The 15,864-nt window shown below is 57.3% G+C and carries 16 protein-coding genes and 3 tRNA genes; 9 read left to right on the forward strand and 10 right to left on the reverse strand.

What is annotated here, in order from left to right:
- Positions 1 to 5: 5 nt before the first annotated feature.
- From truC to syd, 3 genes are all read right to left on the reverse strand, one after another.
- Positions 6 to 785: a tRNA pseudouridine(65) synthase TruC gene (truC, locus tag S7A_RS00550; RefSeq protein ID WP_009086991.1), complete on the reverse strand. Its 780-nt coding sequence runs from the start codon at positions 783 to 785 to the stop codon at positions 6 to 8.
- Entirely contained in the window at positions 785 to 1,114 is a 330-nt protein-coding gene (locus S7A_RS00555) for a YqcC family protein (RefSeq protein ID WP_009086993.1), read from the reverse strand. The genes truC and S7A_RS00555 overlap by 1 nt, the downstream gene beginning before the upstream one ends.
- Before the next feature lie 588 nt (positions 1,115 to 1,702).
- Entirely contained in the window at positions 1,703 to 2,251 is a 549-nt protein-coding gene (syd, locus tag S7A_RS00560) for a SecY-interacting protein (protein ID WP_009086995.1), read from the reverse strand.
- 62 nt (positions 2,252 to 2,313) lie between these two features.
- Between syd and queF the strand changes: the two genes are divergently transcribed.
- The 3 genes from queF (at position 2,314) to xni (ending at position 5,484) form a co-directional block, all read left to right on the forward strand.
- Positions 2,314 to 3,159, forward strand: a complete 846-nt coding sequence (queF, locus tag S7A_RS00565; protein WP_009086996.1) for an NADPH-dependent 7-cyano-7-deazaguanine reductase QueF — start codon at positions 2,314 to 2,316, stop codon at positions 3,157 to 3,159.
- 169 nt (positions 3,160 to 3,328) lie between these two features.
- On the forward strand, positions 3,329 to 4,693 hold the full coding sequence (ppnN, locus tag S7A_RS00570) for a nucleotide 5'-monophosphate nucleosidase PpnN (RefSeq protein WP_009086997.1): 1,365 nt from the start codon (positions 3,329 to 3,331) through the stop codon (positions 4,691 to 4,693).
- A gap of 35 nt (positions 4,694 to 4,728) precedes the next feature.
- Positions 4,729 to 5,484, forward strand: coding sequence for a flap endonuclease Xni (xni, locus tag S7A_RS00575; RefSeq protein ID WP_009086998.1), 756 nt, complete (start codon positions 4,729 to 4,731; stop codon positions 5,482 to 5,484).
- A gap of 24 nt (positions 5,485 to 5,508) precedes the next feature.
- Here xni and rlmM read toward each other — a convergent pair whose 3' ends face one another.
- The 4 genes from rlmM to S7A_RS00595 form a co-directional block, all read right to left on the reverse strand.
- Positions 5,509 to 6,609, reverse strand: a complete 1,101-nt coding sequence (gene rlmM / locus S7A_RS00580) for a 23S rRNA (cytidine(2498)-2'-O)-methyltransferase RlmM (RefSeq protein ID WP_009086999.1) — start codon at positions 6,607 to 6,609, stop codon at positions 5,509 to 5,511.
- Positions 6,602 to 6,997: a DUF423 domain-containing protein gene (locus tag S7A_RS00585; RefSeq protein ID WP_009087000.1), complete on the reverse strand. Its 396-nt coding sequence runs from the start codon at positions 6,995 to 6,997 to the stop codon at positions 6,602 to 6,604. The genes rlmM and S7A_RS00585 overlap by 8 nt, the downstream gene beginning before the upstream one ends.
- A 50-nt stretch (positions 6,998 to 7,047) precedes the next feature.
- Positions 7,048 to 7,965, reverse strand: coding sequence for a transcriptional regulator GcvA (locus S7A_RS00590; protein ID WP_009087001.1), 918 nt, complete (start codon positions 7,963 to 7,965; stop codon positions 7,048 to 7,050).
- Between the two features lie 333 nt (positions 7,966 to 8,298).
- Positions 8,299 to 8,523 (reverse strand): YgdI/YgdR family lipoprotein, encoded by a 225-nt coding sequence (locus S7A_RS00595; RefSeq protein ID WP_009087002.1) that lies wholly within the window; start codon positions 8,521 to 8,523, stop codon positions 8,299 to 8,301.
- A gap of 209 nt (positions 8,524 to 8,732) precedes the next feature.
- Between S7A_RS00595 and csdA the strand changes: the two genes are divergently transcribed.
- The gene (gene csdA, locus S7A_RS00600; RefSeq protein ID WP_009087003.1) at positions 8,733 to 9,941 is read left to right on the forward strand and encodes a cysteine desulfurase CsdA; all 1,209 of its coding nucleotides are present in this window, start codon (positions 8,733 to 8,735) and stop codon (positions 9,939 to 9,941) included.
- A gap of 2 nt (positions 9,942 to 9,943) precedes the next feature.
- A complete protein-coding gene (csdE, locus tag S7A_RS00605; protein ID WP_009087004.1) occupies positions 9,944 to 10,399 on the forward strand; it encodes a cysteine desulfurase sulfur acceptor subunit CsdE in 456 nt (151 codons plus the stop codon).
- On the opposite strand, the gene tcdA is transcribed toward csdE, so the two are convergent.
- Positions 10,378 to 11,190: a tRNA cyclic N6-threonylcarbamoyladenosine(37) synthase TcdA gene (tcdA, locus tag S7A_RS00610; RefSeq protein ID WP_009087005.1), complete on the reverse strand. Its 813-nt coding sequence runs from the start codon at positions 11,188 to 11,190 to the stop codon at positions 10,378 to 10,380. The genes csdE and tcdA overlap by 22 nt on opposite strands.
- A gap of 48 nt (positions 11,191 to 11,238) precedes the next feature.
- Complete coding sequence (gene mltA / locus S7A_RS00615; protein ID WP_009087006.1) at positions 11,239 to 12,387, reverse strand: murein transglycosylase A; 1,149 nt, start codon at positions 12,385 to 12,387, stop codon at positions 11,239 to 11,241.
- 203 nt (positions 12,388 to 12,590) lie between these two features.
- Between mltA and S7A_RS00620 the strand changes: the two genes are divergently transcribed.
- The 3 genes from S7A_RS00620 to S7A_RS00630 all read left to right on the forward strand — a co-directional run bounded on the left by S7A_RS00620 (position 12,591) and on the right by S7A_RS00630 (position 12,940).
- Positions 12,591 to 12,667, forward strand: a tRNA-Met gene (locus tag S7A_RS00620).
- 60 nt (positions 12,668 to 12,727) lie between these two features.
- Positions 12,728 to 12,804 (forward strand) — tRNA-Met (locus S7A_RS00625).
- 59 nt (positions 12,805 to 12,863) lie between these two features.
- Positions 12,864 to 12,940 (forward strand) — tRNA-Met (locus tag S7A_RS00630).
- Positions 12,941 to 13,052: 112 nt separating this feature from the next.
- On the opposite strand, the gene amiC is transcribed toward S7A_RS00630, so the two are convergent.
- The gene (gene amiC / locus S7A_RS00635; RefSeq protein ID WP_009087009.1) at positions 13,053 to 14,297 is read right to left on the reverse strand and encodes an N-acetylmuramoyl-L-alanine amidase AmiC; all 1,245 of its coding nucleotides are present in this window, start codon (positions 14,295 to 14,297) and stop codon (positions 13,053 to 13,055) included.
- A gap of 232 nt (positions 14,298 to 14,529) precedes the next feature.
- On the opposite strand from amiC, the gene argA reads away from it, so the two are divergent.
- A complete protein-coding gene (argA, locus tag S7A_RS00640; protein ID WP_009087010.1) occupies positions 14,530 to 15,858 on the forward strand; it encodes an amino-acid N-acetyltransferase in 1,329 nt (442 codons plus the stop codon).
- The last annotated feature ends 6 nt before the right edge of the window (positions 15,859 to 15,864 follow it).

The following is a 15,864-nucleotide window of genomic DNA, read 5'->3' on the forward strand; positions in this document are numbered from 1 at the left end:
CTCCCTTATTCTGAAACGTTATCCTGTCCTGGCGCGGCGTCAAACTCAACCCGCGGCACCTCAGGAATGCAATCCTGCCAGCCAAACTGCGTCATCAGCCTCTGCCAGACGCTATCCAGCCCGGCGCGCAGCACCAGTGGCTCGCCGGTCACCGGGTGGGTCAGGGCCAGACTGCTGGCGTGCAGCATCAGCCGGTCAGCGCCAAAATGTTGCGCGGCGCCCCGGTTCTGACGCAGGTCGCCATGCGCCGAATCGCCAATAATCGGATGACGCAGGTGGGACATATGACGGCGCAGCTGATGTTTGCGACCGGTTTTAGGTGAGAGCTCAACCAGACTGTAGCGCGAGGTGGGGTAACGGCTGATGGCGACCGGCATCTCAACCGTGGCCAGCGACTGATAGTCGGTGACCGCGGGCTGCGCGGCGCGTGCTTCAGTGGCGTGCTTGTCCGCGATTTTGTCCCGCTCTTCAACCAGCGGATAGTCCAGCGTCCCGCTGCTCTCCAGCCAGCCACGCACCACGGCGTGATAGGTTTTCTGCATCTGATGCTGTTCAAACTGCTGAGAAAGCTGGCGGCCAACCTCACTCGAAAGGCCCATCAGCAGCACCCCGGAGGTCGGCTTGTCCAGACGATGGGCGGTAAAGACATGCTGGCCGATCTGATCACGCACGGTCTGCATCACAAACACGGTTTCATGCCGATCCAGCCAGCTGCGATGCACCAGCCAGCCGCTGGGCTTGTTGACCGCAACCAGCCACGCATCCTGATAGAGTATCTCCAGCATCAGTGGGCCGCATCCCTGAGTAACGCATCCAGCTGACGCAGCGTGAGCAGCAGCGGCGCAATGCCGGGCTGGTCAGGCACCAGCGCAACCTCATAGTAGGGCGCGACGGCAAAGTTTTGCGGCAGCGGATGACCGGCCGCCATCAGGGCGTGCATCCGCGGAATCAGCACCCACTGAAGCCATTGCAGCGGCTCAAGCGTATCGACGCAGAAGGGTTCACGACTCTCCAGCGCCTCCACGGCAGGCGGCGTGCTCTGCCAGAGCTGGTATTCACGCATCACCGCTTCCAACTGCTCCAGCCGCTGCGTAATCAATTGTTCAGGCGTCATGCGCCACCTCCGGCTAGCCGTCAAAAAATGGGCGGCAAGCATATCACTTGTTGGCACAGGCACAAAAAAAGGGAGCACTGTATAAACAGTGCTCCCGGTTCGTTTGCAGCCATCCTGCTACGTTAATGCTCCCTGCTCTTCCGTGACAACTTGTCCAGTGCGAACTCCTGTCGCGCATCGTCCTGATGATTCCTAAGCATCCTGGCCCGCCACCTCGTCCGAGGGGCTCCCGTTCTCCATCCTGGAGGTGTCCCTGACTCAATCCTGAGCGATCCTGTTTCATCCTGAAACCTTCCGTGTGCCGTAAGCTCCGTTACGTTCCTGCCTCATGGCTTACCATCATCCTGACGATATCTTTTTCCTGAGCATCCTGCAGTGGGAAATATTTTGACAGAACTCGTTACGCGCACAAGTGACTTACAGCTGAACTTTACAAAATGTGCGGCACAAATTCAGATAATCGCCATTAAGTTGATGATTCACAATATTTTTACATTGCAGCCTTCCGGATGGCTCAGATTTTATATAGCGATCTCTCACACCACATGTAAGAGATCTCTCACAAGCGAGGCGGCAAATCACTGCAATTCAGATGATAACCGGTTGTAATGACTTAAGAAACATCTCAAGATTTTCCGCAATAATCTGGCGCTGTTTACGGCCAGGCTGCTCCAGAATCACCTCGCCAGTCAGGTTAGAGAGGGAGACGATCTCCTCGTCTGACGCCGTCGTGGCGATAAACAGCGTCGGTGACTGTCGGAGGCGGCGCTGCATAACCAGATGCCCAATCAGGTTCTCCTGAAGCCGCAGGAAATCCTCTTCACTCCACACCTGCAACAGCGTCAGCTGATTCTCACCATGACGCGCCAGCATGTCGCCGGCAAACTGGGTGGTATAGAAGGCAGTGACTGACGGCTGCAACTGCAGATCCACGGCCCGCTCTACTCCATCCAGTGTCGGCGGCAGACTAAAAGGCTGCGGCTGCCAGATGACCTGCTCCTCGCGCTCCTCCAGCGCGCAGGGCGACGCGACGCCGGCGAGATCGCGGCTGGCCGGAGCATGACCCCTCTGCGCCAGCCAGTGCTGGCAGTAACGGGTGGTAAAGTCGCGCAACGCGGCGGCAGTTTGCTGCATCATTCATATTCTCACTTCTGATGGGTTACACTTAGCCACTTTGATGAATTCTGGTGGTAACCGCAATGACTACACACGAACAGGATCAGGCACTCAGCAACCTGACGCTGGGCAAGCCCACAGCCTATCACGATCGCTATGACAATGGCTTATTGCAGGCGGTGCCGCGCAGCCTGAACCGCGAACCTCTTGGCCTGTTTCCTGAAAGTCTGCCGTTTACCGGCGGCGATATCTGGACGCTGTATGAGCTCTCCTGGCTGAACAGCAAGGGGCTGCCGCAGGTTGCCGTGGGTGAAGTGGTGCTGGATGCGCATAGCCGCAACCTCATCGAGTCGAAAAGCTTCAAGCTCTATCTCAACAGTTTCAACCAGACCCGCTTTGCCGACTGGGGTGAGGTGCGTCAGACGCTGGAGCGCGATCTCCGCGCCTGTGCTGAAGGTGACGTGCGGGTGGCGCTGTTCCGTCTGAATGAAATCGAAGGACAGCCGATCGGCCATTTTGAGGGGACCTGCATTGATGAGCAGGATATCGCCATCGAGGATTATCGCTTTAACGCTGACTATCTGGCCGATGCCGCAGGCAGCGAAATCGTGGAAGAGACGCTGGTCAGCCATCTGCTCAAATCAAACTGCCTGATTACCCATCAGCCCGACTGGGGCTCGGTGATGATCCGCTACAAAGGTCCGCGCATTCACCGCGAAGCGCTGCTGCGTTATCTGGTCTCCTTCCGCCAGCACAACGAATTTCATGAACAGTGTGTCGAACGCATCTTTAACGATGTGATGCGGTTCTGCCACCCGGAAGCGCTGACGGTCTATGCGCGCTACACGCGGCGCGGCGGGCTGGACATCAACCCATGGCGCACGAATGTGCCTTTCTCGCCCGGTTTTTCGCGTCTGGTGCGTCAGTAGTTTGCGAGAGCTCTCGCAGGCTGCATGAAGGAAGCGCAGTTCCGCTTGAGCTGGGCGGGCCGACAAGGCTACTCTGGTGATGGCGGCAATCTGCGGGTTGCCGACCAGGGATTTTCGTCACTGCCGTTGCAGTGCCAACACGCACCCAGGCGGGTGTAAAGGAGTTCATTTGATTACCCATATCAGCCCCCTTGGCTCAATGGATCTGCTCTCGCAGCTGGAAGTCGATATGCTCAAGCGCACCGCCAGCAGCGACCTCTATCAGCTGTTCCGCAATTGCTCTCTGGCCGTGCTTAACTCTGGCAGCCAGACTGACAGCAGCCACGAACTGCTCTCCCGCTTTGAAAACTTCGACATCAACGTGCTGCGCCGTGAGCGTGGCGTCAAACTGGAGCTGATCAACCCACCGGAAGAGGCCTTTGTGGATGGCCGCATCATCCGCTCCCTGCAGGCGAACCTGTTTGCGGTACTGCGCGACATCCTGTTTGTCAGCGGCCAGCTCGCCATGCCGGGGCGCTTAACCGCGGGTGAAGAGAATGACTCCGCCACGATCACCAACACCGTTTTCTCCATTCTGCGTAATGCGCGGGCACTGCACATCGGTGAGTACCCCAACACCGTGGTCTGCTGGGGCGGTCACTCCATTAACGCGGTTGAATATCAGTATTGCCGCAATGTCGGCACACAGCTGGGCCTGCGTGAGCTGAATATCTGTACCGGCTGCGGACCCGGCGTCATGGAAGCCCCGATGAAAGGGGCCGCCGTCGGCCATGCGCAGCAGCGCTACCGTGACAGCCGCTTTATTGGTCTCACCGAACCCTCAATTATTGCGGCGGAACCGCCCAACCCACTGGTCAATGAGCTGATCATCATGCCGGACATTGAGAAGCGTCTGGAAGCCTTTGTGCGTATTGCCCACGGCATTATCATTTTTCCGGGCGGGGTCGGCACCGCCGAAGAGCTGCTCTACCTGCTGGGCATTCTGATGAACCCGCAGAACAAGGACCAGGTGCTGCCGCTGATCCTGACCGGACCGGAAGAGAGTGCCGACTACTTCCGCGTGCTGGATGATTTCATTGTTAACACGCTGGGCGAGCAGGCGCGTAAGCATTATCAGATCATCATTAATGATGCAGCCGAAGTGGCGCGTCTGATGAAGAAAGCGATGCCGCAGGTCAAAGAGAATCGTCGCGAAACCGGCGATGCGTACAGTTTCAACTGGTCCATCCGCATCGAGCCCGATCTGCAGATCCCTTTCCTGCCGACCCATGAAAACATGGCGAACCTCAATCTCTACACCAACCAGCCTCCTGAAAAGCTGGCTGCTGACCTGCGCCGGGCCTTCTCAGGCATCGTAGCCGGTAACGTGAAAGAGATCGGGATCCGCGAAATCCGTGAGAAGGGACGTTACCGGCTGCATGGCGATGCCGACATCATGCACCGCATGGATGAGCTGCTGCAGGGCTTCGTTGCTCAGCAGCGTATGAAACTGCCCGGCACCGCCTACATCCCCTGCTACGAAATCATTAAATAAACCAGGAGGCAGCCCGTCGGGCTGCCCGGACTCTCATGGCTCTTCATCTTGTTATTGTTGATGCGCTGAACCTGATACGCCGTCTTCATGCGGTTCAGGGCTCCCCCTGTGTCGAAGGCTGCGTCGCCGCGCTGCGTCAGGTCTTAGGCCACACCCGCCCGACGCACGCCGTGGCCGTATTTGATGGCGACGCGCGTCATCAGGGCTGGCGTCATCAGCTGTTAGCCGATTACAAAAGCGGGCGCCCGCCGATGCCTGAGGATTTGCAGGCGGAGATGCCGGCGCTGCAGGAAGCCTTTCGTGCCGCCGGGGTAAGCTGCTGGATGGCGGGCGAGGATGAGGCAGATGATCTGGCGGCGACGCTGGCGGTCAAAATGGCCCAGGCCGGCCATCAGGCCACTATTGTCTCCACGGATAAAGGCTACTGCCAGTTGCTGGCTCCGGAAATCCGCATCCGCGATTACTTCCAGAAGCGCTGGCTCGACCAGCCCTTTATCGACGCCGAATTTGGCGTTCCCCCGCAGCGGTTGCCCGACTTCTGGGGATTGTGCGGGATCAGCAGCAGTAAGATCCCGGGTATCAGCGGTATCGGCCCGAAAAGCGCGAAACAGCTGCTCGCAGAGTTTCACACGCTGGAGGGGATCTATCAGCAACTCGATAAGGTGCCGGCTAAATGGCGGGAAAAGCTCGCGGAAGGACAGCAGATGGCTGAAATCAGCCGTCAGGTCGCGACGCTGAAACGGGATCTGCTGCTGGCAGGCAATCTGAACACGCTGCGTTATCGTGGCTGAGTGCCGCAACACTCAGCCCGACGATTAACGTTCGTCGCGACGCCCCCCTGTGGCGGCCCAGATGCGACGGACGTGCACCGTCACCTCTTCGCGATCGTGATAGAGCTGACGCGCCTGGATCTGAGCGTTGATGCCGTTCTCATTCAGCCTCTCCTGAAGCATCGCCAGATTCTGCGTTACCTCTTCATAACGCTTTTTCATCGGCAACTTGAGGTTGAAGATCGCTTCACGGCACCAGCCGTTGACCAGCCAGTCGGCCATCAGATTTGCCACGCGAACCGGTTTCTCCACCATGTCACACACCAGCCAGCTGATATTGGTGCGTGGCGGACGGAACTTAAAACCGTCCGCTTTTTCGTGCATCACCTGACCGGTTTCCATCAGGCTCGGGGCCATCGGACCGTTGTCGACCGCGTAAACCATCATGCTGCGTCTGACCAGCTGATAGGTCCAGCCGCCCGGACAGGCACCCAGATCTACGGCGTACATGCCGCTGGCTAAGCGCTCATCCCACTCATCGGCCGGAATAAAGACGTGAAATGCCTCTTCCAGCTTAAGGGTGGAGCGGCTTGGCGCATCCGATGGAAACTTAAGGCGCGGAATCCCCATGTAAAACGGCGAGCTGTTTTCCGGCAGGGAGTAGCCGACATAACAGGTGCCTGGCGCGATGAAGAAGACATGCACCACCGGCCGTTTCGGGCTTTCGTAGTTGAGCAGGATCTTACTTTCACGCAGGGCCGCACGCAGCGGCACGGTAAACTTACGGCAGAATTTGGTCAGCTCTTTGGCTTCGTTGGTGTCCGGCACTTCAACACGCAGTTCGCCGCCCTTCTCAACAACGCCGGTCAGCATACCGACAATCGGCGTAATGCGATCCTCCTGCGGCAGGTCACGCAGCAGTTCGCCCACGACCAGCATCTGCCGGGCAAAGATCAGCTCCTGAAACGGCAGTTCCCGCACCAGACGCTCAGCATCTTCAAACTGATAGCACTCAAAGAGCACATAGCCGGCATCCTCTTTAACCCGCGGAAAACCGTAGACTTCACGTTCTGCCGCTTTGGCGCTGATTTCCGCCGCGCACTCTTTTTCAAAACCGGGACGACAATAGAGTAAAACTTTATTCATGGCGTTCTGCCTTTCGTTTAAGACGCAGCGCGCCAATCAACATCAATACCCAACCGGCGAGGAAACAGATTCCGCCCACGGGGGTGATAAAAACCCAAAACTTCAGATGCGACAGCGCCAGACAGTAGAGGCTGCCGCTGAACAGCACGGTGCCGAGCGCCATCAGCGCACTGCTCCAGTAAAACCAGATATTGGCACGGCGCAACATCGCCGCCCCCAGGCCCATCACCGCGAGCGTATGATAAGCCTGATATTCCAGCCCGGTATGAATCCAGGCCATTTCAGCCGCGCCCAGCGACTGACGTAAAACGTGGGCACCAAATGCGCCAAAAGCCACCAGCAGAAAACCGCTGATAGCCGCAAAAACAAACATGGCACGACTGGACATTAACCGATCCTCAGGGTGCTTTTGCATCGTAATGCAAACAAATCAAGATGTTATTGTTGGTAACGAAAGCGGAATTTTTCTTGTTCGGTTGCGGCTTTTGCCAGGATCCACTGTCGGAAGGCCGCTATTTTACCCAGTTCTGCCTGACTGTCATGACAAACCAGATAAAAAGCATTTTTACTGACTAAGACGTCGTTAAACGGACAGATTAACCGCCCCGCTTCGATTTCGCTCTGCGCCATGACGTTATTTGCCAGCGCCACGCCCTGACCATGAATCGCCGCCTGCAGCACCATGGCGCTGTGGCTGAAGATCGGCCCCTGCTGCACATTAATATGCTGCAGGCCGAGCTGCCGGATATAGGATTGCCAGTCACGGCGGGAGGCGTCATGCAGCAGCGTAAAGCGCGACAGGTCTATCGGCGTTTTCAGCGGATTATCGCCGGTCATCAGCGACGGTGAACAGACCGGCAGCAGATATTCGGCATAGAGTTTTTCCACCCGCAGCCCCGGCCAGTTACCGCGTCCGTAAAAGATCGCCACGTCAACATCGTCGGCCAGTTTCTCTTCGTCGCGGTCTACGGCCTGGATGCGCACATCGATCCCCGGATAAGCCATATTAAAGCTGGAGAGACGGGGAACCAGCCACTGAATGGCAAAGCTCGGCAGTAAACTGACGGTCAGCGCCCCCTTGGCGCTGCGCGCCTGCAGCTTGCGGGTCGCTTCGTTTATCGCCGAGAAGATCTCTTTGATATCGAGGTAGTAGCTTTGTCCTTCTTCGGTCAGTAATAACGAACGATTCCTCCGCCTGAACAGCTTTAACCCGAGAAAATCTTCCAGAGACTTTATCTGATGGCTTACAGCTGCCTGGGTGACAAACAGCTCTTCAGCGGCTTTGGTAAAGCTGAGATGACGCGCAGCCGCGTCAAAAACACGCAGTGCATTAAGAGGAGGAAGGCGTTTCGACATGGTTTTCCGTATCCGGATCGGCGAAAAATACGCGGGCTTATACAAAGCGTTTACGTATTAGAATTTTTAATCCGAGGCATTATAATTTGTCCGTTGAGGAACCACCAGCAAATACCTATAGTTGCCGCACTTCCTGAGCCGGAACGAAAAGTTTTTAGATTTGTGAGTGAGTTCGCAGATTTTCTGAAAGCTTTTGGCTTGTGGTCGTGATGTTGTGTTTGCAATTTTTTGATCCGACGATTGCGGATCGAACTCTTAATTCCTGTAGATTTACCCTGTCTGTCCATAGTGATTTTAAATAGCACCGCAAATTGCGGTGCTTTTTTTTGCTGCTTACTGGCCCATCTCAACCATCTCTTTGACGTCAGTACGGTTAATCTGCTGCTCGTTGCCATTCGCATCTTTATAGCTGATCATACCGGTATCATCATCAACCTTAGGCTTGCCATCAGCAACAATGGTGCGTCCATCATTGGTATGCATCACGTAATTGCTTGAACAGCCCGCCAGGGTAAAAGCCAGAGTACACACGGCCAGCACTGCGGTAAGTTTATTCATCTGCTATCTCCTTGTAGATTGATTGCATCAAACCACCCGCGTTACGCTAACCAGAGGCAGCCGATAAGTGAGATCGACCAGTGAACGTCCGATCGTTATGCGGGTTTGGTTCAAACCTTGCAATATTCAGCATAACGCGCTTTTCCAGCTTTGCCAGACGCCGACCACGCTTTCAGTGTGGTCCTGATTATTCACACTATGGGCCAGGCATGACCGCATTTAATCCCACCGCATTTCGCCAGCAGTTTCCCGCACTCGCCGACGCCGGTGTCTATCTCGACAGCGCAGCGACTACGCTGAAACCCCAGGCTGTTATTGAGAGTACACAGCAGTTTTACAGCCTGAGTGCGGGCACGGTGCACCGCAGTCAGTTTACCGCCGCGCAGGCTTTGACCCAGCGCTATGAGCAGGCGCGATCGCAGGTTGCCCGCTGGCTTAACGCCGCGGACGATCGTGAGATCGTCTGGACACGCGGCACCACCGAAGCGATCAATCTGGTGGCAAACAGCTGGCTGCGTCCGCGCTTACAGCCCGGCGACGAGATTGTGGTCAGCGAAGCAGAGCATCACGCAAACCTGGTGCCCTGGCTGATGGCCGCCCAGGCCTGCGGTGCGCGCGTGGTGAAATGGCCCTTAGGGCCGGACCGGCTGCCCGATATCGGCCTGTTGCCCACCCTGCTGAACCGCCGCACCCGCCTGCTGGCGCTCGGCCAGATGTCGAACGTCACTGGCGGTTGTCCCGATCTCGCCCGGGCGATTCAGCTGGCGCACGATGTGGGTGCCAGAGTGATGGTCGATGGCGCGCAGGGGGTGGTGCACTGCCCGCCCGATCTGCAGGCGCTGGATATCGACTTTTATGCCTTTTCCGGCCATAAAATTTACGCGCCGATGGGCATCGGTGCGCTCTATGGTAAAGCTGAACTGCTGGAGGCGATGGAACCCTGGCAGGGCGGCGGCAAGATGATTACCGATGTCGATTTCACGGGCTTTACGCCGCAGCCGGTGCCGTGGCGCTTCGAGGCAGGGACACCGAATGTGGCGGGCGTGGTGGGCTTAAGTGCCGCGCTGAGCTGGCTGTCGCAGTACGACCTGACGCAGATGGAGCGCTGGAGCCAGCAGCTGGCAACGCTGGCCGAGGAGCAGCTGGCGGAGCTGCCGGGTTTCCGCAGCTTCCGCTGTGGCAGTGCCAGCCTGCTGGCCTTTGATCTTGCCGATCAGCATCACAGCGATCTGGTGACGCTGCTGGCCGAACAGGGCATCGCGCTGCGGGCCGGTCAGCACTGTGCGCAGCCGCTGCTGGCGGCGCTGGGCGTCAGCGGCACGCTGCGGGCTTCTTTTGCCCCCTATAATAACCTGCAGGATGTTGATGCGCTGGTGCGCGCCATGAAGAGCGCCGTCGCGCTGTTATCGGAGTTTTGATTATGTGTTCATCGCTGTTAGCGCCACACCCGTTTGGCGAGCAGATTACCGTTGCCAGCCTGACAGAGCGTTTCAGCCACTTTCATCAGTGGGAAGATCGCTATCGTCAGCTGATTCAGCTGAGTCGTCAGCTGCCGGCTCTGCCGGAGGCGCTGAAAACCGCGGACATTGAGCTGAGCGGCTGTGAAAACCGGGTCTGGCTGGGCAGCCAGCTACGTGAGGATGGCGCGCTGCATTTCTACGGTGACAGCGAAGGACGCATCGTACGTGGCCTGCTGGCGGTACTGCTGACCGCCGTTGAGGGCCGGATGCCTGACCATCTGCTGGCAGACGATCCCCTGACGCTGTTTGATACGCTGGGACTGCGCGCTCAGCTCAGTGCTTCACGCAGCAGCGGCCTGCAGGCGCTGGCCGACGCGGTCCGGCAGGCCGCGCGTCAGGCGCTGACGGCATCCTGACGGGCTGCGCGCGCCAGAAATTTCTTCAGCGCGTGCGAAACGGCGACAAAGCCAAAGCTGGCGGTCACCATGGTGGCCGCACCAAAGCCAGACGAACAGTCCATTCTCTTTGGCCCTTCTGCCGTGGCGCGTGACGCACAGACGCTGCCATCCGCCTGCGGATAGACCAGCGCCTCGGTGGAAAAAACGCAGTCGATGCCCAGTTTTCCTTTGCTGTTTTTCACCACGCCCAGACCTTTCAGTCGCTCACGCAGCTTTGCCGCCAGCGGATCCTGGATGGTCTTCGCCAGATCGGTGACCTGGATCTGGGTGGGATCAATCTGCCCGCCTGCGCCACCGGTGGTGATCAGCGGGATCTTATTGCGGCGACACCAGGCGATCAGCGCCGCTTTAGGCCGCACGCTGTCGATCGCGTCAATCACGTAGTCGAAACCGGCTGCCATCAGTTCAGCGGTGTTATCAGGCGTAATAAAGTCATCAATGCAGATCACGTCACAGTCAGGATTGATGGCGCGCAGACGCTCAGCCATCACCTCTGTTTTCGCCTTACCGACGTTGCCCTGCAGCGCATGAAGCTGCCGGTTGGTATTGGTGATGCAGACATCATCCATATCAATCAGGGTAATTTTGCCAATGCCGGTGCGCACCAGCGCCTCTGCGGCCCAGGAGCCGACGCCACCGATACCGATCACGCAGAAGTGAGCGTCAGCAAACCGTTGCAGCGCATCCTGACCATAAAGACGCGCCGTGCCGCCAAAGCGCTGATGCCAGGCGTCGTTTAACACTTTCATAGTTGAACCTGTTACGTCGTGCGGGCCCGCAGGCCCGCAGAGAAGAAATCAGTTAGCGCCCAGAAGCAGTGAACCACTGTTGCCGTTTTGCGGGCTGGAGAACAGCGGCTGACCGGCCCCCGGCGCGGCTTTGAGCACCCAGACGCGTCCGTAGTGATTATAGAAGCCCGCCAGATGCGCCGCGTCCGGGCCGATACCCTGATAGATATCAAAGTGCTGCCCTTTAATCGCACCGCCCACGTCGAGGGCCACCATCAGACGCATCTCATACTTACCGTTGAATTTGCCCTTCTCATTCAGCTGTGGCACTTCAGCCAGCAGCACCGTGCCTGCCGGAATGATGGAGCGGTCAGAAGCCACAGAGGCTTTCGCCACCAGCGGCACCGCACTGGCACCGCGCACCGGCGTGAAAGGCTCCGCCTTAAAGAAGACGAAAGAGGGGTTTGTCTCCAGCAGCGCACGCACTTCCTGCGGCGAGTGCTCCTGCGCCCACTGGCGAATCGCCTGCATCGACATATCTTCGCGCTTCACTTCACCGCGATCGATCAGCTCCTTACCGATGCTGTGATAGCCCCAGCCATTTTTACCGGCGTAACCAAAGAAGCTCATCGGGCGACCATCGCCAAAGTCGACGTAGCCACTGCCCTGCACATCCATCATGAAGTTATCAATCAGCGAGTTGCTGTAGGCGATGATGTAGCGGTCATCGAGTGCGCCACTATAGATAGAGGCGCGGCTCGGGAGTTTTGCACCACGTTTACGCGGCGGCATGCGGTAAATCGGATACTGGAATTCACCCTGACGGGTGTAGCGCGCCTGCACCACCGGCGTATAGTAACCGGTAAACTGCACGTTACCGTAGTTATCCGTGCCCTCCATCTGCCAGGCGTTCAGCCCGTACTGACGAAGCTGGCGGGTGTCGGCGCCCGCCATCAGCCAGCTCTCAATCGCGCTGTAGGTGCCGTTCTGGCGGCCATAGAGCGCAGAGGAAGCGGACTGAATCTGACGAACCTGCTCGCCAAAGTCCCGGCCATTGACCGGCGCGCCTTTGGCATTGGGCTGATTCACCAGCGCCAGCGGCTGTTCCAGTTTGCCATCTTTATATTGCTGACCGCGATCGGTCGGTTTAGAGCTACAGGCCGCCAGCAGCGTAATCAACGCGCCAGTGAGTGCATACTTCACCCAATGTAATTTCATTCTCTTCTCTTTTTATAACTGTTCGCCCCGCGACGATAGCAAAGCCCCCGGCAGAATGAAATGCATCCGCTTTGACCTCGCGCGGAACAGTTCAATAATTAGCCAGATGGGGGAATCCTTCAGCAACTGGCTGTTAATTTGGCTTTTATCTGCAAAAAGGGGTTGCATCAATCAGCGCGGAGAGTATAGTGCGCTTCCACGGACGCGGGGTGGAGCAGCCTGGTAGCTCGTCGGGCTCATAACCCGAAGGTCGTCGGTTCAAATCCGGCCCCCGCAACCAATACTTCTGTAGCACTCTGGCAGAAGTGACAATGTGAAAAGTCGCAAAGCGCAAGACGGACGCGGGGTGGAGCAGCCTGGTAGCTCGTCGGGCTCATAACCCGAAGGTCGTCGGTTCAAATCCGGCCCCCGCAACCACATCTTTGCAGCGGTTTCACAGATGTCAGAAAATAAAAAGTCGCAAAGCGCATGACGGACGCGGGGTGGAGCAGCCTGGTAGCTCGTCGGGCTCATAACCCGAAGGTCGTCGGTTCAAATCCGGCCCCCGCAACCACTATTTAAACACCTGAAAGGGTGTTTTTTGTTTCTGCCCTTCCCCTTCTCTTCTGTTTTCTCTCTTTCCACGGCGAAAAGTCTGCGGATAACCGGGGCTACCCGCACGTTAATTAGCGATGCGCCAGCGCGGCCCCGCTCTCCACATAGGCTTTGATGCCGTTCAGAATCGCCTCCGCAACCTGATGCTGATAGCGGGTGGTGCGTAACTTCCGCTCCTCCTCCACGTTACTGATAAACGCCGTTTCCACCAGAATAGAGGGGATATCCGGAGCTTTCAGCACGGCAAATCCCGCCTGATCGACGGTGCGCTTGTGCAGATGGTTGATGCGGCCCATGCGATGCAGCACCTCTTTACCGAACTTCAGGCTGTCATGGATCGTCTGACGCTGCACCATGTCGAACATGGTGTGATCGAGATAGCGGTCACCGCTTTTGCTGACGCCGCCAATCAGATCGGATTCATTCTGCGTCTGAGCCAGAAAACGGGCCGCGGCGGAGGTTGCCCCGCTGGTGGATAAGGCAAAGACTGACGAACCGCGTGCCGCCCGGCTGGTGAAGGCATCTGCATGGATGGAAACAAAGAGATCGGCGCGCTGTTTGCGGGCTTTAGCAACCCTGACGCGCAGCGGAATAAAGACATCCTCATTGCGCGTCATGTACGCCTTCATGTTGGCCTCTTTATCGATCAGCGCTTTAAGCCGCCGTCCGATCTTCAGCACGATATCCTTTTCACGGGTCTTATATTTGCCGTGCGCGCCCGGATCCTCCCCGCCGTGCCCCGGATCGATCATGATGACAATCGGTCGATCGCGTCCCGCCCTGCCCGGCAGAGGGGCCTGAACCCCGGCGTCTTTCTCCAGCGCGCCCTGATTATAATCTTTCAGCAGCGCCAGCAGCGGATCGTCTTCCGCCTGGTTCTGGGTCGGATAGAGGTCCACCACCAGCCGGTGATTGATTCCGGCGACCGGGGCCAGATTAAAGATCTTCGGCGAAACGTTGCGCTTTAGTTCGAGAACGACGCGAACCGTGTCGCTGTCGAACTGGCCGACCCGGGCATGTTTAATAAAGGGATCATCGACCCGCACCAGTTTATTGACCCCTTTCAGGACCGGATTAAGGTGCAGGCCCTGAATATCTATGACCAGGCGTTCAGGATTGCTCAGCGCAAACTGCTTATATTTCAGCTCAACGCTGGACTCCAGCGTCATCCGTGAATAGGTCGATGAGGGCCAGATACGCACGGCCACAATGTGATTTTTTGCCGCCAGCCCGGTGCGGCTGACGCTTAACAGCAGTAAGGCGCCTGTCCCCTGTAAAAATCGTCTGCGTGAAAAATGGGAATTAACGTCTGACATGCCGCTCCAGCTGCTGAGTAATGTCTAAAAAAGCGCCAGTTAATAAAATGGCGGCGAAAACTTTATCCAATCCCCGGAATGATGTCACCCCGGAAAACCTAAATAATGCAGGCTGTTAGCGGCTTTGACACTCAGAAAAACGTAAATTTTCGTCAGGATTAAGGCTTGCAAAATGGCACGCAAAAGCATAAAAATACAAAAAATACGAATAAACATTCATTGAGGGTTGGCCGTGAAGGAACGTAGTACCGAGCTGGTTCAGGGGTTTCGCCATACCGTTCCCTATATCAATGCCCACCGGGGTAAAACCTTTGTCATCATGCTGGGTGGCGAGGCGATTGAGCATGAGAACTTCTCCGGCATCGTCAATGATATCGGCCTGCTTCACAGCCTGGGTATCCGTCTGGTGGTGGTCTATGGTGCCCGTCCGCAGATTGATGCCAGTCTGGCGCAGCAGCAGCTGGAGCCGGTTTATCATAAGTTTACCCGGGTGACCGACGCGCAATCCCTGGAGCTGGTAAAACAGGCGGCCGGCCGGCTGCAGTTAGATATTACGGCCCGCCTCTCGATGAGTCTGAACAACACGCCGCTGCAGGGTGCGCATATCAATGTGGTGAGCGGCAACTTCATCATTTCTCAGCCGCTGGGCGTGGATGATGGCGTGGATTACTGTCACAGCGGCCGCATCCGTCGTATTGATGAGGCGGCGATTCATCGTCAGCTGGATAACGACGCCATTGTGCTGCTTGGCCCGGTGGCGGTTTCCGTGACCGGCGAGAGCTTTAACCTGACCTCCGAAGAGGTCGCTACCCAGCTGGCGATCAAACTTAAAGCGGAAAAAATGATCGGCTTCTGCTCTGAGCAGGGCGTGCTGAACAGCGACGGCGAGATCATTTCTGAACTCTTCCCGAACGATGCGCAGGCCCGCATCGACGAGATTGAAAAGGAGGGTGACTACCTTTCCGGCACGGTGCGCTTCCTGAGGGGGGCGGTGAAAGCCTGCCGCAGCGGAGTCCGCCGCAGCCACCTGATCAGCTATCAGGAAGATGGCGCGCTGTTGCAGGAGCTCTTTTCTCGCGACGGTATCGGTACGCAGATCGTGATGGAGTCGGCAGAACAGATCCGCCGCGCCAACATCAACGACATTGGCGGCATCCTCGAACTGATCCGGCCGCTTGAGCAGCAGGGCATTCTGGTTCGCCGCTCACGCGAGCAGCTGGAGATGGAGATCGATAAATTCACCATCATTCAGCGAGATAACCTGACCATCGCCTGTGCGGCACTCTATCCCTTTATGGATGAGAAGATTGGCGAAATGGCCTGTGTGGCGGTGCATCCGGACTATCGCAGCTCTTCACGTGGTGAGATGCTGTTGCAGCGTGTGGCGCTTCAGGCACGGCAGATGGGGCTGGAAAAACTGTTCGTGTTAACCACCCGCAGCATCCACTGGTTCCAGGAGCGCGGCTTTACGCCGGTAGATATCGAGTCACTGCCGGAAAGTAAAAAAGAGATGTACAACTATCAGCGGCGCTCAAAAGTGCTGATGGCCGACCTCACCTGATTTTAC

The sequence above is a fragment of the Pantoea sp. Sc1 genome (genome assembly GCF_000255315.1).
Lineage (GTDB): Bacteria > Pseudomonadota > Gammaproteobacteria > Enterobacterales > Enterobacteriaceae > Pantoea > Pantoea anthophila.